Origin of the sequence: Propionispora sp. 2/2-37 (assembly GCF_001298735.1) — a bacterium.
GTDB lineage: Bacteria > Bacillota > Negativicutes > Propionisporales > Propionisporaceae > Propionispora.
Genome location: NZ_CYSP01000006.1, coordinates 152,006 through 174,236, shown reverse-complemented (window position 1 = coordinate 174,236; position 22,231 = coordinate 152,006). Strand labels below are relative to the sequence as shown.

The following is a 22,231-nucleotide window of genomic DNA, read 5'->3' as shown; positions in this document are numbered from 1 at the left end:
AATATCATTTTGCACTTGCCCAGTTTTTACCTATTTTCACATCGGCAACCATCGGTACGGCCAGCATTACAGCCCGTTCCATAGACCGCTTCACCAATTCACTAACCCTATCAACTTCGGCGGCCGGCACTTCTAAAAGTAATTCATCATGGACCTGCAATAATATCCGGCTGCGGAATTTTTTTTCGGCCAATTCACTATATACATCAATCATTGCCTTCTTGATGATATCTGCAGCCGTTCCCTGGATGGGAGTATTCATAGCCGTCCGTTCGGCAAATGACCGTTGGTTAAAGTTACTGCTGTTAATCTCGGGCAAATAACGCCGCCGTTCAAACATCGTCGTGACATAACCATGTGTATGAGCATACTGAACCACTGCATCAATAAATTCTTTTACACCGTGGTAGCGCGCAAAATAACTTTCAATATATTGACCGGCCTCCCTGCGGGTGACGCCGATATCCCGAGACAGCCCGTAATCACTGATGCCGTATACAATACCGAAATTGACCGCTTTCGCTCTGGAACGCATTTCCGGCGTCACTGCAGACATAGGGATGCCAAAAACTTCCGCGGCAGTACGGGTATGAATATCCTGACTATGTTTAAAAGCATCAATTAGTCCGTCGTCTTGAGACATATGAGCTAATATTCTAAGTTCAATCTGTGAATAATCGGCAGACATAATATAGTCAAAACCCGCCCCGGGAATGAATAACTCGCGAATTTTCCGTCCAATATCCGTACGAATAGGGATATTCTGCAAATTCGGCTCGGAACTGCTTAATCGTCCGGTTGCTGTAACCGTTTGGTTAAAAGTAGTATGTATCCGTTTGGTCCCGCTATGAACCAAGCCGGCCAAACCATCCAGATAAGTAGATTTTAACTTTGTCAACATTCGGTATTCCAACAAGCAATCAATAATCGGATGCGTACCGGAAAGTTTTTCCAAAACCTCGGCATCTGTCGAATAACCGGTTTTCGTCTTTTTTATAACGGGAAGCTGAAATTTATCAAATAGAAGTACTCCCAGTTGTTTCGTAGAATTAACATTAAATTGTTCACCGGCAAGGCTATAAATTTCCTGCAATAGTTCACTGATTCTTGCCGCAATTTCCTCAGACATAACTTGTAATCGCTCTTCATCAATAGTAATCCCACAGCTTTCCATTGCCGACAAAACATCCACCAGCGGCAATTCAATCTTCCGGTACAGGGTTTCCAGTTTCCATTCCTTAAGCAGTGTAATGATTTTTGGATACAAGCGGGCGACCGCGGTAACTGCCCAGCAAGCTATGGCCTGCGCGTCTTGTTCCTGCTCCGGTCGGAGGGAGGGGAAGCCGTTTAAATACTTTGCCGTCAACATACGTAAAGGATACTCTGCCGCGGTAGGATCAAGCAGATAGGCGCCCAATAAAACGTCAAATTCCAGCCCCCTAAGCAAAATACCCTCATGGCGGCAAGCATTGTACACAGGTTTTGCATCATAGGTAATTTTTCGGACGGCATCATCGTTCAGAAGTTGAACAACCTGGCTCCAGCCCTTGCTTTGCGCCGAAATATATACCACTTCGTCTTCATTTCCATCCCATACCGCCATGCCCATAAATGACAGCTCCGGTATGCCTCCCTGCAGTACAGGATAAAACAGTAGAACGGCGCGATGCCGGATATCCGCAACTATTTCGGCAATCCGTTCTTCATCCGCCGCAACAGTGCATTGGTCAAAAAATTCATCATCGCCGGTTTTAGCGGTTCCATTTCCGGGAAATATCTCACCCATTCTAAGCAATAAACTTTTGAATTCAAATTGGTTAAACAGTTCCCTAAGCCGGGCACTGTCCGGAGCATACTTAAACTCATCCAGCATAAATTCAAATGGCATATCGCAGGCAATAGTCGCCAGTTTTTTCGACAAAATTGCCATATCCTGATGAGTACGCAAATTATCCTGCAGTTTTTTCCCCGAAATGCGGTCAATATTATCTAAAATGTTTTCTACCGAGCCAAATTCAGCGACCAATTTTGTTGCCGTCTTTTCTCCAATTCCCGGAACCCCCGGTATATTATCCGAAGTATCGCCCATTAACCCTTTTACATCAATAAGCTGGTTTGAATCAATTTTGTATTTATTCCGAAAAGCTTCTGCATCAAATATTTCCAGCTCGGAAATACCTTTTTTGGTTAAAAGTACTTTTGTCTTAGGTCCGATTAACTGAAGCGCATCCCGGTCACCTGTTACAATAATAACATCACAATCAGCCTGCACGGCCTTTACCGACAAAGTACCAATAATGTCATCCCCTTCATAGCCAGCTTCCTCCAAAACACGGATATGAAAGGCCTGAAGAATTTCCTTGACCAGCGGAAACTGTTCCGACAATTCGGTCGGAGTCGGCTTACGATGCGCCTTATACTCAGAATAGGTATTATTGCGGAAAGTGATGCGCCCTTTATCAAAGGCCACCGCTACCGCGTCCGGTTTAATATCGGCCAGTAATTTAACCAGCATGGTGGTAAAACCGTAAGCGGCATTCGTATACTGCCCGCTGGCAGTCGTAAGCAGCGGCAGGGCATAAAACGCACGATGCACCAGACTGCTGCCGTCAATAATAACAAATTTTGGAGACATGTTTATCCCCTCACCATCATTTAATTTAGTATTCTCGCTAAGAAGAATAATCATGTTAAAAAACCCCTACTAGTAAAATACCAGCAGGAGTTATTACTAACAAAATTATACAGCAACCATCTTTATCCGTCAACCATGCTGCAATTTCCTTTTACAGGGAAATTCCAAGAATATACCAAACAGTTGTTGTATATGTTCAGTGGTTGCATATAAAATATCTCCCCGTGCCATGCCCGGAACACTGTGATCATCCGCATAAATGATGCCCCTGGCAGCATTCCAGGTTATGTCCGTTTTTAATGCGATTGCCACAGGCCATACCGGTACCCAAAGTGTGCCGTTCAGCTCAATCGCTTTTTCTTTAAGCTCGCTGCCATGTAGAACAATACTGCAAACCCGGCCTAATGCCATATGTTGTTCTTCATTATTTTGCAGCGCCCGATCAACTTGTTCTGCATCTACCAGCCCATTGATTCCATATTGTGCCAGCTTTAAGTAAACTGTAGCAACATCGAGCGGCTGGCTGTTATAGATATCAGGATAAATATGCAAAGAGGCATAACCATCGTTATCAATATATACCCTGATGCGTTCATAAATAATATGAACTGGTGTACCTATGAAAACTGTATCAAATAGTTCTTCTGCATCACTCTCATTCATGCGGATGCAGCCATTCGATATCACGGAACCGATACTCCACGGAGCGTTGGTTCCATGTATTCCATAAGTTGAGTATAACCCCATCCAGCGATATCCCAAAGGATTAAGGGGCCCCGACGGGACAACAGCATCTCCGTTCGGAGGTATCCAGTCAGGATTGACTTCTTTGGTAGAAATATAAAAATCTCCAGTCGGTGTCGGTGTGGAAGGTTTACCTACGGCGACGGCATATTCTCTCCACAGAGTATTATCGCGATACAAATCCAACGTACGACTGGGGATATTAATTATAATTTCAAGTCCCGATTTACCTTCGGCAAAAGCATTATTATCCCAAAAGAGCAATGCTGCAGTAAGCAAAATCAGTATTGTTCTCAAACTAAACACAATCATCCCTTCTTCATCCGAAAATTACAAACGATATACTACTATGTATTACATCACCTGAATATGATAAGAGATTTCTGTATTCGCCCCACTGAGAACAACCTTCATTCTTTATACAGCAGCGTTTACATTAAGGTACACAACCTATTTCTATAAAGAAATAGTATAGAATCCTATTCCTCAATTATCCTCTTGCTGTCAGACTTTTTACCACTAAGCCAATTATCTCGCACCCCCGTTCAATATCTTTCGCGTTAGTCCGGGAAATACTGATTCTTATACCTTTTTCATAAAAGGATCGGTCAAGATAATACAACGTTCCCCGGGATATAAAAATCCCCTTTTTGCGCAATTCGTGCGCAAGCCGTTCTTCATCAACAATATTAGGAAACCTAAGGTAGGTGTAAAATCCACTCGTTATTCCCGGATGCTCTATCCCATATTCCCGTAAATCCTCCAGGCATTTTTGCAGTCTTGCCAGACGGATATTCAACTCCTTCCCGATCTCATACGCATGTTTCGCCAATAGCTTACTTCGTATGTACATGTCCAGCGTTGCCTGCGACACCAGTGAGGCAGAAAAATATGACTGGTAATACGAATACCAGGTCTCTTTCTCAAAAACCGGTAACAAATGCGTGGGAATAACGGCAATCCCAATCCGGAACCAAGGAATGATTTTAGAAAAACTTTTTAAATAGATGTGATGGTAATGGTCACCATAGGCATATATCGGATCATAGCGGGCGTCATTAACAACATCACCAAAATAATCGTCTTCTACAATATAGACGTGATGCCTGGCAGCCAATTCTGCAATACTCTTCCTTTGCACAGCCGGATATGTCGTGCCCAGTGGATTATGATTGCGCGGAACAGTATAAAAAAACTTGATCTTTTTGGTTTTAAAAAGAAATTCAAGTTCATCCAGATCTAATCCGTGACAAGTTCTTTTTATCCCCAGCACGGAGCTGCCGGAACGCTTTAAAGATTCCATAAAAAACCGATAGGTGGGTTGTTCAATAAGAACTGTCTTATTTCCATTCGGAAAAGGCATATGTGTCAACAGATTTAACATTTGTTGAATACCAAGAGTAATAAATACATTTTTGACAGAAGTAAAAACCTGAAAGGTTTGCAGATAATGCGGCAATAGTTTCCGTAAAGAACCGGTTCCATGCAGATCACGACGTATGGAGTAATTATTACTTAAATCAACCGCCCGGTCCAAACAGTGTTTGAGGTCCGGAATATGGACAGCCCCAATAAGCGGATTTCCAGTAGAAAAATCGACAACCGAATGATCAATTTCTTCATTTCTGAGTGATTGCTCAACAATATAATAGCCGCTTTGCGGCACAGAATAGACCATATGCTTATTTTTTAAAGTATCATAGGCTTTCACCGCCGTGGTTTTCGAGCAATGATATTTCTCACAAAGCTCACGAATCGATGGTAGTTTTCGTCCGCCCTGATAGTTTTTCTGTATTATTTGATTTTCGATGGCAAAGGCAATTCGTTTATATAGATTTCTCATAATGCCTCCTAACTGTATCGGTACACTTCAATTATAACACCATTGTTAGCCTCCCGGCGCCAACTTATAATCAAACCAGAAAGACACACCAAGCGATTAAGGAGGATTTAACCATGAAAGGCTTAAAGATCGTAACTATTGGCGGAGGATCAAGCTACACACCGGAAATTATCGAGGGGTTTATTAAACGCTACGATGAACTTCCGGTAAAAGAACTGTGGTTGGTAGACATTGCGGAAGGAAAAGAAAAGCTTGCTATTGTCGGCAACCTCGCAAAGAGAATGGTCAAAAAGGCCAATCTCCCGATAGAAATCCATACAACACTGGATCGCCGAGAAGCACTTTCCGGTGCTGATTTTGTAACAACCCAATTACGTGTCGGGTTACTGGATGCCAGGATCAGAGATGAACGTATTCCGCTAAGCCATGGTTATATAGGCCAGGAAACCAATGGAGCCGGCGGACTGTTAAAAGCGCTGAGAACCATTCCGGTTATCCTGGACATTGACAAAGATATGGCGGAATTGTGCCCTAATGCCTGGCTGATTAATTTTACCAACCCTTCAGGAATGGTAACGGAAGCCATTTTACGCTATGGGAAAAATAAAAAAGTGATTGGGCTGTGTAATGTCCCGATCGGAATGGAAATGGCGATTGCCAATCTTTTGCAAATTGATCCTTCCAGGGTGAGAATTGATTTTGCCGGTCTCAATCACATGATTTTCGGTCTGCATGTCTATGCCGACGGAGAGGAAGTCACTCAGCGGGTTTTAAAGGATATCGCTGCGGGCAATCTGGGAGAAGTAGTAAAGAACATCATTAATATAAATTGGGTCCCGGAATTCGTGACCGGTCTAGGCATTATTCCCTGTCCTTATCATCGGTATTATTTTAAAAAGGACGAAATGCTGGAAAAGGAATTGGAAGAGTTTAGGAAAGGAGAAACCCGGGCTGAACTTGTAAAAAATCTGGAAAAAGAATTGTTTGAACTGTACCAAGACCCTAACCTGGATAGTAAGCCTCCACAATTGGAAAAACGCGGCGGTGCCTATTATAGTGATGCAGCCTGCCGATTAATTACTTCAATATATAATGATAAGAGGGACATCCAGCCGGTAGATACCAGAAACAATGGTGCGATTAACGGAATACCGGCCGACTCAGTCGTTGAAGTCAGCTGCTTAATCACTAAAGACGGCCCCAAGCCACTCCAGGTTGGCGAACTTCCCGTTCAGGTGAACGGTTTAGTGCAACAAATCAAATCCTTTGAACGGATAACAATCGATGCTGCTGTAACAGGCGACTACAATCTGGCGCTGCTCGCCTTAACGATTAACCCACTGGTTGCCTCGGACAAATCGGCTAAGCTTTTACTGGACGAAATGTTGGAAGCGAATCGGACTTATCTCCCGCAGTTTAAGGAGTATTTTTCCAGGAAATAAATAAATCAACAATAAGAAGCCATCTAGCATGACAAACAGCTGGATGGCTTCTTATCATCAGACTAGCATGATTCCCATGGTACTGCTTAAAAGAATACTTGGACCTGAGTCCAGAACATGTTAGTCATACTCTCGTGATTGACTCTGCACTGCTTCCAGATCTTTAATGGTCTAAAATTCCCCCAAGCAATCGGCTACGGCCCAGCAAATAGCCCTACAAAAAACAACAACCCACTATCTGCCGCACCAACCAGCGATACAAGGGCTTTCATAATTGCTTCCGGAATAAGTACATTAAAATTGCTTTTCCCTTTTTATTTCTTTGCATGCTGCGCTTCAAGCATCAAGATCATTTCCTCAATTAAGTCTTTAGCCAGTATAGCTGTCATTAAATGATCCTGCGCGTGAACAAGCAATAAACTGATGTCTTGTTTTTTCCCGTCCGCTTCCGACTGTAACAGATTGGTCTGAATATGATGGGCGGCAATTAATTCGGCCTTCGCTTCAGCCATGCTTGCTGCTGCCTCGGTAAACTTTTGTTCACGGGCATACCGTAACGCTTCCAAAGCATGGCTGCGGGCATCTCCCGCATGAAGAATTATATTAAAAGCAACTTCTTCCATTATCTTGTATCCCCTTATCCTAGTATCGTCTTTATCGCTTCAAACTGTATGCCTGTTCAAGAACCTTTGCTCCGTCAACCCTGCCATAATTCATCGAATCAATGACACCAAATCCCTTGCCCTTGCGTCCAACCATTTCACCAATGGCCTTCGCTTTATACCGGATTTGAGGTCCTAGCAAAATAACTTCATATTGATCAATATGCTCTTCCAGTTCATCAACAGAACAGGCAAAAATAGTATCATTGCTGCCGAGTAATTCGCTTTCTTTCTGCATTTTTGTTACCAATAAACTAGTAGACATACCAGCCGCACAAACCAATAAAATTTTCATCCTTATCCCTCCGATTGTTTTTCAATAGTCAAGCTTACCGGGCTATCGTTGCTCCGACTGGCTTACCGGTTTTTGCTGTCTCTTCAACAGCTTCTTCTTTACTTTTAGCTATATCCCACATTTTTAGAAATGGATAGTACACCAACCCGGTTATCAAAAAACATATAAACTGCAATATGGCTGCTTTTATATCCCCGGTATCCAAAAAAGCATTAATAAACGGCGGTGTTGTCCATGGAGCCATGGCAAACGCCTTATCCACCAAGCCAAGATCCATAACAAAATAGGCGATTGTAACCGAGACAACCGGAGCAATAATAAAAGGAATCATCAATACAGGATTCATGACAATCGGCATACCGAAAATAATAGGTTCATTAATATTAAACAAACCTGGCCAAAGGGCTGATTTGCCAATTGCCTTTAACTGTTTCGATTTTACAATGGTAATCAGCATGATAGCCATTGCGAAGGTTGAGCCTGATCCGCCAATAGTGCAAAACATCTCCCAAAATTGTTGACAGATAACATTGGGCACTGCTTCGCCGGCGGCTTTGGCAACAGCATTTTGCTGGGACAGTGAATACCACACGGGACTCATCATACCGGTAACTAAACTAGCACCGTGGATGCCTACACTCCAAAGCAACTGGCAGAAGATTACAGCAAGCAAAAATGCCGGCAAAGAACCGCCAAGACTTAAAAGCGGAACGCCGAGAATTGTATAAATGATATCCTGAATATTAGACTGGGCATTCAGTAAAAGGAGATTAAGCCCTAAAACAACCGCTAAAGCAACAAAACCGGGAATTAAGGCAACGAATGAACGTGCTACCGTAGGCGGCACTCCGTCAGGCATCTTGACGACAATATTCTTTTTAATCATAAAGCGCTGCAATTCTACAATGAATATTGCCGATAGCATGGCAACAAATAATCCTTTGCTTCCCATCCAGGCAGACATAATATTACCGTCTTTAGCGAAGGGGGTTGCCAGCATAAACGCCGCTACACTGAAAAGAGAACTGCCCAAAGGGTCCATCTTATACGAGTTCGCCAGGGAATAAGCGATAGATAGGGAAGCCATAAGCCCCATTAGTCCCATGGTAGTGTTATTGACGGAGACCAAAGTAGGAACATAGGGCTCAACCATTTTGGCTAATGCAGGAATGGGAGGAAAAGCGATAATTAAAAAAAAGGATCCAATAAGCATTAAGGGAATTAATGATACTACGCCATCCCTGATTGCCTTTAAATGCCGCTGCTCCCCCACCCTGCCGGCTAAAGGTGCATAATACTCGTCAAGCCATCTAATAAGGCTTTCCATAATAACAACTCCTTTTTTCTTCTGTAAATGCCCATATATATTGCAAGGATCGTGCCAATACACAAGCTGACCAAAATTCCTCTGAAAATCTAAAAACTCCCTGATATCCAGGGAGTTTTTTTATTCGTATTCTTCTGTATATAAATGTGTATCGCTTTTAAAGCCAAGAAACAGCGGTTTATATAAAGTGTATTAATTTTATAATGTTATAGATTTCATTTTCAGGTAACGTAACGGAAAAACTCTTCTCCAAAGGCTCCAGTGCTTTTTCTATAAGGGCATAACTTTTTTCATAGCCTTCCATTTCAGCCGTCTCACACCGGTCACAGACAGTCAGGGTTTCTCCCTGAATTATCCTTTCAATAATGCAGGCCAAATGCAGGACTAAACCTATAGCCGTATCCTCTTGCATCAGCAGACCATTGTCCGACAATTGATGATAAAAAAGCTTAAACATTCTCATAAATGCGTCGCCATCAATACGGAGATTCTCATTAATAATATCCGCCATAAATTGTATTTTTTCAAACACTTCTTTAGTGTCCAGCGGATGGATTTCCGGTAAAATTTTGTCCAGCCTTCCCTCAATCAGTTCTTTCATCGAGAGATAAGGTACGTTTGATTCCTGAGGTTTTATACTGCTAACCACTGCAATTATATTTTTTTCCCGTTTAATTTTATCCAGTTTGCGCTTATAGTCTTCCATATTACTAATCTCTATCGGCAATATATCCATCTGTTTTCCATAAACGGCCAATGATTTCTCGACCATATTTTTGAGTTTAATCGCCGTTCCCTTTCCCGTTATGCAAGCCGTAACAATCACGTTATCTTTCAGTTGATTGTTAAAATCCAGGTTACTCCAGTACAAACGGCCAAGATAAGGGCTAAGATTTGTCACGGCATGATACACCTCTTCTAAGGATGTCATCATTAATGCTTTACGGGCTGCTTCCAGTACCATGGGAGTACTGACCATTTCTATGGTTTTTATGGGAATCCCGGTACATTCATAAATCATATCACCAAACATAACCAGCGAACCCATATCCACCAGCAACAAAATTCCCTGTCCTTCATTATGCTCCCGTACCAGCCTGCTAATTTCATCCAATGCAACTTCCGTTTTTTGCTCCAAAGGAATATCATATCCTATGGCATGCTTTTCACCCAACAGACGGTTAACCACATCGACCATCGAAGTGGCCGTACTGTTACCATGCATGGCTACAATAATTCCAACCCGCCCTGCCGCCGATTCTTTCATATAGTCATCCAGCACCAGGAACATGGTAATAAAACCGATCTCGTCCGAAGGGATATCAACGGCAAATTCACGCTTTAGCAATGCGCCGAAATATTGTGCCAGCAGAAACTCCTGATGATAGGTTTCTTGTATTTCGTTAATATGCGGATTCCGGATTGTTTTGCCGTCTTTTATCCTTTCTATAGCCTTGGCAATATGAATGGACATGCCAAACAGTACTTTCTCTTCCAGCTTCTTGCCTGTTTGTTCCATGACATATTGCAGAAAGTCCTGCGTGACCTTCACGATGTTACGGTCGACAATTTTATACAGTTCTTCTAAATTATCCTTGCGAAAATTAGCCATATATTGCCTGATATGGGCATCAATGTCCAGGCTCATAACAAGCTGAATATCGGCTTCACTTAAACCCTTGGCCTTGAGAGTTTTAAACTTTTGCTCCAGGGTATCGTAAATACTCTCCACTTCACCTTTTTTTACTGACAAATCCGCTTCCTGGGATGCCGAAAAGATAATATTCCCATTTAAACCAATCTTGGCAATCTCCTCACGGTAGTCTTTATAATGAACAAATCCGCTTCTAATGTATTCCGGTAAATCCTCACTGCATACTTTAAGAATTCCTTCTTTATTGCTGACGTATTCTAAAAAAGCCCGCGCACAACTGAGCTTAATATCACTTTTTAATTGCCCAATGTTGTTAGGGCAGTCATATAGTAAAAATGCTTTCAAAGAATTTTGTGAAACACTGATAGGGACTTTAAGACAATTAGCTTCATTTTTAAAAAAACTTTTCACTAGTTCCCAGCGTTCTTCCAGCGTTCTTTCTTTTATCGAAGGGAGTTTTATTATCATGGGGATACGGCGGGTAAAAGTACGTAAAAGAGTAGAATCGGTACTTTCTGTTGTGGCACAGATAATTAATACTTTCACTTTTTTTTCTTCTGCAACCTCTCCCAGCGAACGATAAAATCCTCTATCAATCAAATAAAACAGCATTTCCTGGCCTTCCGGCGGTAAACGGTGTACTTCATCTAGGAACAAAATACCCCGGTTGGCTTTTTCCACTATCCCGGCAGTATCCCGTTCAGCTCCGGTATAGCTTCCTTTTTTCACCCCAAAAAGCTGCGCCAGCAAAAGCTGCGGATTGTGGGCATAGTCTGCACAATTAAAGGTCACAAAGGGTGCATTAGGCTCTAATCGCTTAATATCCTGTGCATAACGAAAAACTGCTTCTGCAAACATGGATTTACCAACTCCGGTTTCGCCCAACAATAAAATATGCAAACCAAAAGGAGGGTACATAACCGCAGCTTTCGCCTGCTGCAGAGGAGTTTTAAGACTTTGTTCCGCACCAATGATTTGGTCCAATACAGAAAGACTAGTTGCTGTTTCCGGGTACAATATCCCAGCTTCTGCTGTTTTATACAAAACAGGCTTGCCCTCTACCTTCTCCAGTCGCCCCAGCTTAACAAGACTGTTTAAATCGCAGGAAGCGTTAGATCGCTGAATCGCCAGGTTACGTGCCACCTCTTCTGTGGTTACACCGGATACCTGCCGTTTCTTATTATATTGAATCTCACATTCTGCCTGAACAAATTGAAATACCTGTTCGATTCTCTTCATGTGCATCCTCCGGCTACATAATAGACAACGACAGAGATTTCTACAGGAATTTTGTAAAATCCTCCAGTTCATACTCGTTTTAACTTTTTCTTGATTTTGGAGGATTTCGACTGTGAACGTAGAATCATTGCTTTAAATGGAAATATTTTCAATGACTAAAGGAGGTTGGAATAATGAATCTTATTGTTTTATCACCAAATGTCGCACCCAACTATCATCATTTCTATGAAGCTTTGCGTGCATTAGGTGCAAAGGTTCTGGCGATCGGTGATGAACCTTTTGATCAGCTAAGTTCTCATCTGACCGGCTCTTTAGAAGAATACTATAAAGTAGAAAATATGTGCAATTATGAAGAATTAGTACGGGCTGTTGGTTATTTTACCCATCGTTATGGAAGAATTAATGCTATTGAAAATTTCACCCCCCATTTACTATTAACCGAAGCCCGGCTGCGTAGTGATTTTAATGTGGCCGGTATTAACCAGGCAACGGTAACCGCTTATGCCACTTACTCTTCCCTGAGAAAGATATTTAAAAGAGCCCGGGTAAATCCGGCTTATAGTGAAAGGGTTACAACTCTGGAAGAAACCAGGCAATATATAAATGAAGTAAACTACCCGGTGTTAATCAGACCCGATTCTGTATTTTCCAGAGAGTCCTGCCAGGTCATTGACAATGAAACAGCTTTAAACTCTTTTTGGACGGATAAGACCACAGAAGCATTTGTGCTGAAACCTTATACACCGGCCCCCTGTATTTCCCTGGATGGCCTAGTTGATAACCGGGGACAAATCGTATTTTGTGCTTCCCACATCATCCATGCTGCCGAGCCTAATAATCTCTTTATTTACTCGGAAAGAGAGATACCCGCCGATTTGGAAAAAGCCGGACACAAAATCATTTTGTCCGGCAATCTGACAAAGCGTTTTTTTCATATTTGTTTTTACCGTAACACCAAAAATAAGCTGCTGGCAGAAAATCTCAATCTTTTCCCGTCAAACAACGCCATGGTGGATATGTTTAACTTTGCCAATGATATTAATATGTATCAGGAATGGGCCAACATTCTGACGGATAAACCTTTTACCGCCGAATATAAAAGGCCCTATCACTGTGCATACATCCATACCGCTGCTCATACTACACCGGAAGAAAAATATCATCCTCTGATTGTCGCACAGCATGCCCTGTCAATACAGTCTTCTTCACACGTGATGGACACTACTGCTTATATTGCCCGCTCAGCCAATCTGAATGAAATCCTGGAACTAAACCGTTCTCTACAAATTTAATATCAACCGCCTATTCCGGTACGCTAATATATACAAAGCCGCCGCCCCACCTAGTGGTTGCCAGCCAGAGGCCTAAATCAAACGTAATTTTACGGCCCCCATCATAACCGGTGACCATATAACACTTCTGTTTTGCATCATAGGATACCCCCAAAAGCACAATCCAGTGCCAGCTTTCTATAATTGTTATCCGCCCTCGATGCAAATTTAAAAAAGCAACGGGACAATCTTCCGCAATTCCCTGTTCTACAAACTCTACTACCTGGGAAAGCGATGGCCGTTTGGGCCGGAATGCAGCAACGCTCAGTTTTCGGCACTGCCAAGTCAGCCCATAATAGGCTAGGAGTCTTTGTACGCCCGTACAAAATTTTTTTGTGCTGTTGAGGCCTAATAACCAGCCGGGAGTCACAAAGTCCCATACATTCTCCAGCACTTTCGTAGCCGAGGCGATGCTGTCATCCTGATATGGCAGCACTTCTGTTTCCCGTTTGTTAAGATACACTAGCTGCATAGCGGCAGCCGTCGGTCCGCACCCTCTGGTTCTTTTAAAATAAGTTGTATACCATTCCTGATTGTATCCGTATATATTCAATCCGTCTGTTTTCATTTGCAGCCACTCCGGATGCTTTATTTCCATCTGCTTCTTCCCCCTGATTGCTTAACACGCTCTACTCTCGCTAACCTTTCGCATCCTAAAACTAAAATCCTGCCATCATCAGAGATAACCATGGCAGGATTTTGCTTTTTGTTAATTTTGTGAATGACGCATCGTTCAACTTCACAGTTTTATTTTTAGCTTCGTTTAATATTTTCATACCTTCGTGATAATCTTATGAATAATGTACCATTCACTTAAAACTGACAAATATATCGATCTTGCAAAATAAAAGCATCTAACAGACTATGGCAGTCTCCAAATGCCTTTGTTTAGCATTGCCAACTATCAGCGTTTCTCAAGTTTCCTCCTGGTCAGGCATTATTCCGGAATTTTGCCTCTGTTTCCCCACTTGTTTAATCCCTCTATGCCGGCCCGCTGCCGCCGAATGGAATTCTCCCTTATACAGGCGTTGCATCAATTCATCCCAGGGAAACAGTTTTCCCGGACATGATGTTCCCTCCGTCACATCCCGATGAGGGACGACACGGTCAAGCGGGATATGATACTTTTCCATTAATTCCAGTACTAGCTTTACAAGACTGTTCATTTGCGCGGCTGTCGGAGGCTTAGTTTCAAAATTGCCATCGACCCCGATACCGATACTGTGCGGATTAACTCCCAAAGCATGGGCGCCCACCATTTGTTCCGGCCGTCATGAATACTGCCATCCGCAAATAATATCCGTCTTGTATCGTCTTGTATGAAGTAAGCAGGACCATATTGCATTTCTATTGTCCTTTTACTGTCACCAATAGCCGCAAAAACAGCACCGGACAATACACTCCATAAAAATAGCACCAACACCATCAGCCTTCTCATCAACCGACCAGCCTTCTTCCCTTGATTCACACTTCATCTCTTCGGATACATTATTGTTGCTTTATAATTGCCTCGCTCTGCCACTCCTATAGTACTAGTATATCATTTTCCGCTAACAGCAACCATGCCTTCAAAGATAACTGGCACAATACTCTTTCAACTTTCGAAAATCTGAATGCATTTCTTCATCGCAGCAACAAACCCCGCACAAAAACATACGTTTTCCCAGTTATAGTATAATGTTTTATAATTCTAGCTAAGCAGCTTGTTTGCGGAACAAGGGATGTTTTTGGGTGATATATTCAAGAATAGGTATCATTGGCGAATTTGATTCGACAGTACCCCATGGAGAAGCTGCCTTACTAGTAAAAATTACCTTTTTGCTTAAGGAGTTATATACATGTCGTTCCTGACAACGTATTTTTTGGGATTTTGCATCGAATACCATTTTGGAAAATACCATTTCATGCTTTCGGGATCGCTCGGCTTTTAGCCAAAAACTAAGTATATTCTGTGTGACAGACGGACTATTCATATCGACATAATAGGTAACCTCAACCTGTGTCAGTACATACTGCCAGTCTGATTGATATTGACTTTCCGCCTTGCCTGCCAAAGCAGTACTTGGAATAAGAAAAATAACCAGTGCCATTAACCATACTTTTTTCATGCGAATACACTCACACTCCCTTTTTAACAATAATCTCTCCTTGTACTAATGATGTCGTATGATTGTATTGGTATTGTATTGGTATTTTATTTCTTTCTGCACATGCAAAAGACTAAACCCGAGATTTCAGGTTTAGCCTTAAAAAAATATTAGCGGATGGGAATGGTTTTAGTACCGGGTGCTGTAATCTCCCTTTTGGGAAGTGATATCGTAAGCACTCCATCTGTAAATTCAGCATCAATATTTTCATCGCGAACATTTCTAATATAAAAGCTTCTGTTAAATTCACCATAGCGCCGTTCGCGCCGTAAGTAACTATCTTCCCTTGTTTCCGTTTCTTCATCTAGTTTGGCAGCAATTGTTAAATAGTCATTAGCAAACCGGATTGTAATGTCTTCCTTTTTGATTCCCGGCAAATCAGCTTTTATCACATACGAATCGGCGGTTTCTTTCAAATCTACCCGGAAGTTGTTTCCCGCCGCAGTAAAAGGAGCAAAGAAATCTTCCCGGAAGAATTGGTTAAAAACCTGGTTAAAGAAATCCTCTCTGGACACCACCTCATTCTTTCTGTTAAAGGGAATCAGATTGAACATAACACTCACTCCTTATTTTATATTACCAGCCCTTTACCAGGATTGGTTCCTTTATTTGTCTTTATTATAGCAAAAGGTCAATAAAGATCAAAAAGTCAAAAGATCAAATTATTAGTGATTGTCCGTAAAATATTCTTTTCTATGCAGATCACCTTTGAATTACATATATTTTTCTTATTTTCTTCAGTTTTTTACCCCTAACAGCATACTTCCCAGTAGATTAACCTATTGTATACTTTCCAAAAAACAACGTACAACTCCCTCGGCACACTCCGCTGAAAGAGTTGTACGCTTATATACCGAAAATAAATCGGCTCATATTTTAGCTAATTGTGAATTTTTTTTAAAAGGTATTGCCTAAAAGTTGTTGAATACGTTACAAATTATGTTATCATTTTTTTAAAAGTGTAAAATTCACTAAAAAGGAAGTGCATTTGTGTTCGGATATGTGAATGGAGCCATGCAGTATATATTAACTTTTTTTTATCATCTTACCAGTAAATTAGGGTTCCCAAATTACGGAGCAGCCATCATACTGCTGACAGTTGCAATTAAGGCTTTATTTTTCCCATTGTCGCTGAAGCAGATAGAATCCATGCGAAAAATGCGTGAACTCGGTCCTCAGCTAAAGGCCCTGCGGGCAAAATACAAAAATGACCTCCATAAACAACAGCAGGAAATCACTCTTTTGTATAAAAAATCCGGTGTTAATCCTCTGTCCGGGTGTTTGCCGTTATTGATTCAAATGCCCTTTTTAACTGGAATCTTTTATACAATAAAAAATTTCAGCTATGCCAGTCAACCTAGTTTTCTGTGGATAAAAAACCTGGCCGGTACGGATCCCTTCTATATCCTGCCGTTTCTCGCAGCGCTAACTACGTATATTTCTTCACAGCAATCAATGACCGATTCCAGCCAAAATCGGGCTATGTTAATAATTGTGCCTTTTATCATCGGCTTTATGACCTTGCGGTTTCCTGCCGGTCTTGGTTTATACTGGGTAGTAAGCAATTTGATTCAAATCATGCAACAATGGTTTTTATACCGCAAACCAGTCTCTGGTCAACGTGCACCGATTTAAAAAGACCAGATCTTTTTTTCACAATTGTCTGAATACATCGAGTCCCCGATCGGTTTTTGCCGCCGTATCGGGGATTATTTCTTTGAAAAGGCCAGCTAATTTCTGTATAACGCTTCTATGAATAAAAAACATTACAATTAAGAACTTCGAATAATTTTACGATAGTATATAATAGGTTTATAGGGATTGCAACCTTATAAAAATAATGTCGCAATGAAGCTAAATTTATACACAACTTATAATGTCAGTATTCCAGGGAGGGAAATAGTCATTAATAGTTGTCTTACAATTCCAGGGAGGGAAGTATATTATGAATCAGTTTGGAAAATTGCTTAAAAGCTTACGACACGAAAAAAAAATCAGCCAAAGAAAACTAGCAGAGTTAGTCGGGATAGACTATACCTATATTAGTAAAATTGAGAACGGAGTACAAGAACCGCCATCTGAAGATAAAATTATTAAGATAGCGAAAGTGCTGGGTAAAGACGCAAATGCCATGTTAATTTCAGCCAATAAAGTTCCTAGTAACTTCCAAAAAATAATTACCGAAAATAAGGATGTCCCATTGTTTCTGCAAAAAGCAAACAGCTTGTCACCCAAACAATGGGACAGCATTCATCGTATTATCAATGAAAAGCAATAGGACTTTAGACTCATTTTTACATTAACGATTAAATTTAAATAAAATTACAATATAGCAATGGTATATTCAAAAAGAGTTGTGCAGGCAGATGGCTTTTAGCGCTGCCTTTATTTGCAACAATATTGTTGAGTTGATTATCAACGCAATATTGTTATGTTTTATAAAATCAACAAAGAAAATCATTAAAGAAGGTGGAAAACAATTGAATACTATTGTTCCTAACGCAAACGATCCGACCTCTGTTTTTCAACATTATATCTTCAATGACGAATTATCACCAATTGGCAGCGAAACAGATATATGGCTCTTGGATGATGATATTTGTTTTCCTCGAAAATGCCAAATCCAGGGTTATGAAATTTGCTCCTCCCACAGAACTGTATGCTTAAATGGGGCCAAAATTCATTTAACCGCTCAAGAATTCGACTTAATTTATTTATTGGCAAAAAATCCACGAAAAGTTTTTTCAAGAGAGCAATTAATAGCACATATATGGGGGAAAAATTACTATGGTTCTAAGCGCATAGTTGATAACCTGGTTTGGCGTATTCGTAGTAAATTAAAATCATTAAAAATTGATACAATTTATGGTTATGGCTATAGAGCAAACTAATATAATGTGCTTGTGACTTTAACTGATATTGTTTTTAAACAATACCAGTTATTTTTTTACTAAAGTTACTAAATTTAAATACTTTTTCGGAAGTTATTCGTAAATTCCGGGATATAATTTATTTGTTCCCATAATTCTACATTTTGTTTAAATATTTCCTTTAAAACGACACTGTTTGACCTGGATGGTGTAGAGAAAAATGAAACTGCTAATTTTTATTTTTTCAATTATTTGTTGGACGTTACCCCCAGGATTAGTTTGGGCCAGTAGTGAAGTGGATTCAAAGTTTGTTTATTTTAACTCATATAAATATAACATGAATAGCTTCAACTGGAATAAACAATATTTTGTGGATCAAAGCAATATCGTTTTTTTTATGGAAATTGGCAGAATAAATTCAAACTCAATCAATGTTGTTTATAAATATCAGCCCCATATTATATCCAAGTCTCTAAATGGGTTTTATTTAGCCGTTTCAAGGGAACATACTTTTGAAGTAGAGATATTGTTTTAAAAACTTTTCAATTTAAGATATTTCGATGAGCAGAGGTGTAAAACTATGCATAGTACGGACTATAAAATCTACCTTGTAGGAAGCAAACCAAAATTGAATTGTATTTTGACTACATATCTTCAAACTTACGGCTGGACTGTTGAGTCTTTTCTTGATTGCAACAAAGCATTTCAACATATAGATGATAATCCTGATTTATGGGTTATTGATGTTATCCATCCTTCAAACAACGATAATAATATTGTTAAACAAATAAAAACTCACAATAACGTTACACCTGTTATACTAATCTTTGATCCTAAAATTGCTTTTGAAAAATTGCTTGAATCAACAGAATACGATGATTATGTTATTAAACCATTTTCTCCTCTTGAATTGATTATGCGAGCGCAAAAATTAATCGAGAATAAGCTCAATAAAAGGCCTGATCATTCTAAAATAATATATTATAACGGCTATGAGATTAATAGTTTGGAAAGGCTGGTTAGCTTCAAAGGAAAAACAATTAACCTGACAACAAAAGAATTTGAATTGGTCTATTTACTAGTAAGCAATCTTAGGCGAACCTTCTCCAAAGAACAATTAATTAAAAACATATGGGTCGACGATTATTCTGTTTCTGACCGCGCTGTATATGATTTGATCAGCCGAGCCCGAGCAAAACTTAAAGCGCTCAAAATAACAACTGTTTATGGTTATGGATATAAAGCTAATTAAGTTTAAAGGAGACTTAAGGTATGTTAGCAAAGATTTTCTACTCTGTTTTGTTCGTCATTTCCCTGAGTATAACAAATGTTGACATTTGCTTAGCAAGTATCAATGCTTCAGAGCTATCACAGGAAGCAGCCTGGATAAGTTTAGACTTGCCAGTAGAACAACGTAAGCAGATTGACAATATCATTGTCCAGACAGTTAAAGAGGCACAAATAAAACATATTTCTCCGAAAATTGCAAGTTTGGATTATGCACAAATTTTTACCCTTACAAATTATCTAAATGAAATCAGCGATATTCGCGAAACTATAAACAATCAAATTATGCAAGTTTTACCTCCACAACAAAGACAGTTATTTGAAGCACAATTAGAAAAGAAACAACACTTTTCAGAACAAACTACAGCTTTGATATTATCATTAAATCTTTCAGATAAGCAGCAAATAGCAATTATTAATTCTTTATTACGATGCCAAAATCAGGCTTTATCAATTGTCTCCAATCAATCGCTTTCCTGGGAAGAACGAAGAAAGAAATTAAAAAAAGCCAATCCCCTTAGACTGATTAGCCGTAATTTAACAAAAGCACAACTAGCAGATTTAATGCTGTGGTCAAAATCACATTAGCACTTTTACGACTATAATTTTTAGCGAGGTGTTCATCAGATGATACGGAATCGTAAAACAAAGATTACTAAGATTCATGCTACCGCTGTAATTTCTCCACATGCCAAGCTAGGAAAAAATGTGGAAGTGGGCCCGTATGCCATTATTGGCAAAAATGTCACCATCGGTGACGGTACGAAAATAGGAGCACATACAGTAATTGACGGCTGGACAAGTATTGGGGATAATTGTACTATTTACTCCGAAGTTTCTATTGGCAGTCAACCACAAGATAAAAAATTTAAGGGTGAAAAAAGTTATGTAACCATCGGAAATAATACACATATCCGCGAATTTGTTACTATTAATAGAGCGACCGGTGAAGAAAACGAAACAAGAATCGGAACAAACTGCCTATTATTAGCTTACAGCCACGTAGCCCACAATTGTATCATCGGCAGTCACGTCGTCATATCTAACGCTACTAATCTGGCCGGACACGTTGAACTCGAAGACAGAGTAACCATAGGGGGATTAACAGGGATTCATCAGTTTGTAAAAATCGGGCGTAATGCCATGATCGGCGGTGCTTCAAAAGTCGTACAAGATATACCGCCGTTTATAACTGCCGATGGCAATCCTGCACAGCCGGCCGGCCTTAATACAATCGGCATGATCCGTTCGGGGATTGATGAAGAAACACGCAGAATAGTAAAAAGAGCTTATAAAATTTTATATTTATCAGGATTACGTCTGCCCCAAGCTATAGAGGCAATAGAGAAAACCCTTCCTTCCTCCGCGGAACTATTTGATTTTATTAAATTCTTACGCAGTAGCGAAAGAGGAATTTGCAGAATGACCTATCACCCAAGATATTTAAAAAATCAATGAACGAATAGTCCATTATTATTCCTTCTTAAATGCACGGAATCTTATATACGGAGGTATTTACATGAAACCACTAATTCTAACCGGCTTTTTGTTATATTTTATTGGTTTTAATATTAACAATGGCTTCGCTGCTCCAGTTCCCGTCACTGATGATTTAAACGAGTTAAATTCAGCTTATGGTTTTATGATAGGTAACCACAGCAATACCTATTATATAGCCAACAAAACTACCGACACATTAACCCTGGGTCTACAGTCGACCTCATGGAAAAACAAACATACTGTCACTGATCTCTTCGGAGAACTTGACGGTACTGATGAAAGCAAGTTTCTCGTTGGTGTCAGAAATTTCGATTCCAGGACAAGAGCTTTTATAGGTATGACAAAGTTGATGCCGGCGACCTTAGAATGGAATACATATATGTCGGCACTTATCGGCAAAGGATTTCACGAACTGGAAGTTGGTGCCATATATTCAGTGACAGAAAATACGGACCTTAATTTCAGCTATGATTATTATAGGTATCAGGGAAGCAGAACTAGCTTTAATATTGGTTTAACCTACAAGGCTTGGTGACAATCGCATGAATAAAATAATGTTACCTTTATGCACAATAGTAATCCTCTTTTCATCTACCGTAACGGCAGCTCCCTCGACCTCCGGCCCTACAGGACTAATCAACACACCATCCTCTGAGATCCTTTCGGAAGGTCAGCTCTCTCTCGGGTACTATCATCTAAAAAATCAGGACATAAAAATACTCAATATCGGCATCTCACCCAACATGGAAATTGGCGTGGCACAGTATAATTATGACCAAGAACCAACTGACACTGTTTTAAATATTAAATATAATATACTAAAAGAGAATCTGTTAACACCGGGGCTTTCTGCGGGCCTAGAGGACATAGCCGCTTGTTCGGAACGTTCCGGCTATGTAGTTATGAGTAAACAGCTGCCGTTAGGAATTAAAATAAACGCCGGAATAGGCAATGGAAGATTTGACGGTGCATTTGCCGGAATTGAAGCAACCTTTAGCCCGCTTCCACTGCTACCTACTGATGGTGATTTTTTCCCAACGACCACATTAATGGCCGAACGTGTTGGGCATACCACCAACTGGGGATTAAGGATGGCCATTGTTCCAGGTGTAAAAGCTGAGGCTGGCCGAAGAGATCATAAATATTACTTGGGAGCAAATTTCACTATATAAGGTTAATTAGCCACCCGTAGCAATCCTGCTTATATAAAAAACTCACAAGAAATTACTGTATAACAAAACAGAAGCACCATGTT

General features: G+C 40.3%; 21 protein-coding genes. 10 read left to right on the top strand and 11 right to left on the bottom strand.

The window, feature by feature from the left end; genetic code table 11:
- Positions 1–4 precede the first annotated feature (4 nt).
- From polA to P22_RS08145, 3 genes are all read right to left on the bottom strand, one after another.
- Positions 5–2,635: a DNA polymerase I gene (gene polA / locus P22_RS08155; RefSeq protein WP_054259828.1), complete on the bottom strand. Its 2,631-nt coding sequence runs from the start codon at positions 2,633–2,635 to the stop codon at positions 5–7.
- 129 nt (positions 2,636–2,764) lie between these two features.
- Positions 2,765–3,685 carry a L,D-transpeptidase gene (locus P22_RS08150; RefSeq protein ID WP_172675820.1) on the bottom strand — a complete coding sequence of 307 codons (921 nt, stop codon included), beginning with the start codon at positions 3,683–3,685 and terminating at the stop codon, positions 2,765–2,767.
- 184 nt (positions 3,686–3,869) lie between these two features.
- Positions 3,870–5,222 carry an aminotransferase-like domain-containing protein gene (locus P22_RS08145; protein WP_054259735.1) on the bottom strand — a complete coding sequence of 451 codons (1,353 nt, stop codon included), beginning with the start codon at positions 5,220–5,222 and terminating at the stop codon, positions 3,870–3,872.
- Positions 5,223–5,335: 113 nt separating this feature from the next.
- Between P22_RS08145 and P22_RS08140 the strand changes: the two genes are divergently transcribed.
- On the top strand, positions 5,336–6,664 hold the full coding sequence (locus P22_RS08140) for a 6-phospho-beta-glucosidase (RefSeq protein WP_054259734.1): 1,329 nt from the start codon (positions 5,336–5,338) through the stop codon (positions 6,662–6,664).
- Between the two features lie 314 nt (positions 6,665–6,978).
- Here the strand turns inward: P22_RS08140 and P22_RS08135 are convergent, their stop codons facing one another.
- The 4 genes from P22_RS08135 to P22_RS08120 form a co-directional block, all read right to left on the bottom strand.
- Positions 6,979–7,287 (bottom strand): PTS lactose/cellobiose transporter subunit IIA, encoded by a 309-nt coding sequence (locus P22_RS08135; RefSeq protein ID WP_054259733.1) that lies wholly within the window; start codon positions 7,285–7,287, stop codon positions 6,979–6,981.
- 31 nt (positions 7,288–7,318) lie between these two features.
- Positions 7,319–7,621 (bottom strand): PTS sugar transporter subunit IIB, encoded by a 303-nt coding sequence (locus P22_RS08130; RefSeq protein WP_054259732.1) that lies wholly within the window; start codon positions 7,619–7,621, stop codon positions 7,319–7,321.
- 34 nt (positions 7,622–7,655) lie between these two features.
- The gene (locus P22_RS08125; RefSeq protein WP_054259731.1) at positions 7,656–8,948 is read right to left on the bottom strand and encodes a PTS sugar transporter subunit IIC; all 1,293 of its coding nucleotides are present in this window, start codon (positions 8,946–8,948) and stop codon (positions 7,656–7,658) included.
- A 178-nt stretch (positions 8,949–9,126) separates the two neighbouring features.
- Positions 9,127–11,841, bottom strand: coding sequence for a sigma 54-interacting transcriptional regulator (locus P22_RS08120; RefSeq protein ID WP_054259730.1), 2,715 nt, complete (start codon positions 11,839–11,841; stop codon positions 9,127–9,129).
- A 173-nt stretch (positions 11,842–12,014) separates the two neighbouring features.
- Here P22_RS08120 and P22_RS08115 point away from each other — a divergent pair, with 173 nt between their 5' ends.
- On the top strand, positions 12,015–13,133 hold the full coding sequence (locus P22_RS08115) for a hypothetical protein (protein WP_054259729.1): 1,119 nt from the start codon (positions 12,015–12,017) through the stop codon (positions 13,131–13,133).
- Positions 13,134–13,143: 10 nt separating this feature from the next.
- Here the strand turns inward: P22_RS08115 and P22_RS08110 are convergent, their stop codons facing one another.
- From P22_RS08110 to hsp18, 4 genes are all read right to left on the bottom strand, one after another.
- Positions 13,144–13,770 carry a cysteine peptidase family C39 domain-containing protein gene (locus tag P22_RS08110; protein ID WP_054259728.1) on the bottom strand — a complete coding sequence of 209 codons (627 nt, stop codon included), beginning with the start codon at positions 13,768–13,770 and terminating at the stop codon, positions 13,144–13,146.
- A gap of 316 nt (positions 13,771–14,086) precedes the next feature.
- Positions 14,087–14,431 (bottom strand): peptidoglycan recognition protein family protein, encoded by a 345-nt coding sequence (locus P22_RS08105; RefSeq protein ID WP_054259727.1) that lies wholly within the window; start codon positions 14,429–14,431, stop codon positions 14,087–14,089.
- A 435-nt stretch (positions 14,432–14,866) separates the two neighbouring features.
- Complete coding sequence (locus P22_RS08100) at positions 14,867–15,280, bottom strand: hypothetical protein (RefSeq protein ID WP_156318887.1); 414 nt, start codon at positions 15,278–15,280, stop codon at positions 14,867–14,869.
- Between the two features lie 149 nt (positions 15,281–15,429).
- On the bottom strand, positions 15,430–15,873 hold the full coding sequence (gene hsp18, locus P22_RS08095; RefSeq protein ID WP_054259725.1) for a heat shock protein Hsp18: 444 nt from the start codon (positions 15,871–15,873) through the stop codon (positions 15,430–15,432).
- A gap of 436 nt (positions 15,874–16,309) precedes the next feature.
- On the opposite strand from hsp18, the gene P22_RS08090 reads away from it, so the two are divergent.
- From P22_RS08090 to P22_RS08050, 8 genes are all read left to right on the top strand, one after another.
- On the top strand, positions 16,310–16,954 hold the full coding sequence (locus tag P22_RS08090; RefSeq protein ID WP_235814590.1) for a YidC/Oxa1 family membrane protein insertase: 645 nt from the start codon (positions 16,310–16,312) through the stop codon (positions 16,952–16,954).
- Between the two features lie 310 nt (positions 16,955–17,264).
- A complete protein-coding gene (locus P22_RS08085) occupies positions 17,265–17,597 on the top strand; it encodes a helix-turn-helix domain-containing protein (protein WP_054259724.1) in 333 nt (110 codons plus the stop codon).
- Positions 17,598–17,685: 88 nt separating this feature from the next.
- The gene (locus P22_RS08080) at positions 17,686–18,210 is read left to right on the top strand and encodes a winged helix-turn-helix domain-containing protein (RefSeq protein WP_054259723.1); all 525 of its coding nucleotides are present in this window, start codon (positions 17,686–17,688) and stop codon (positions 18,208–18,210) included.
- A gap of 559 nt (positions 18,211–18,769) precedes the next feature.
- A complete protein-coding gene (locus P22_RS08070) occupies positions 18,770–19,441 on the top strand; it encodes a response regulator transcription factor (protein WP_054259721.1) in 672 nt (223 codons plus the stop codon).
- 20 nt (positions 19,442–19,461) lie between these two features.
- Complete coding sequence (locus P22_RS08065) at positions 19,462–20,064, top strand: hypothetical protein (protein ID WP_054259720.1); 603 nt, start codon at positions 19,462–19,464, stop codon at positions 20,062–20,064.
- Between the two features lie 39 nt (positions 20,065–20,103).
- The gene (lpxA, locus tag P22_RS08060) at positions 20,104–20,934 is read left to right on the top strand and encodes an acyl-ACP--UDP-N-acetylglucosamine O-acyltransferase (RefSeq protein ID WP_054259719.1); all 831 of its coding nucleotides are present in this window, start codon (positions 20,104–20,106) and stop codon (positions 20,932–20,934) included.
- A gap of 61 nt (positions 20,935–20,995) precedes the next feature.
- Complete coding sequence (locus P22_RS08055) at positions 20,996–21,511, top strand: hypothetical protein (protein ID WP_054259718.1); 516 nt, start codon at positions 20,996–20,998, stop codon at positions 21,509–21,511.
- A gap of 7 nt (positions 21,512–21,518) precedes the next feature.
- Complete coding sequence (locus tag P22_RS08050) at positions 21,519–22,148, top strand: YjbH domain-containing protein (protein ID WP_054259717.1); 630 nt, start codon at positions 21,519–21,521, stop codon at positions 22,146–22,148.
- Positions 22,149–22,231 lie beyond the last annotated feature (83 nt).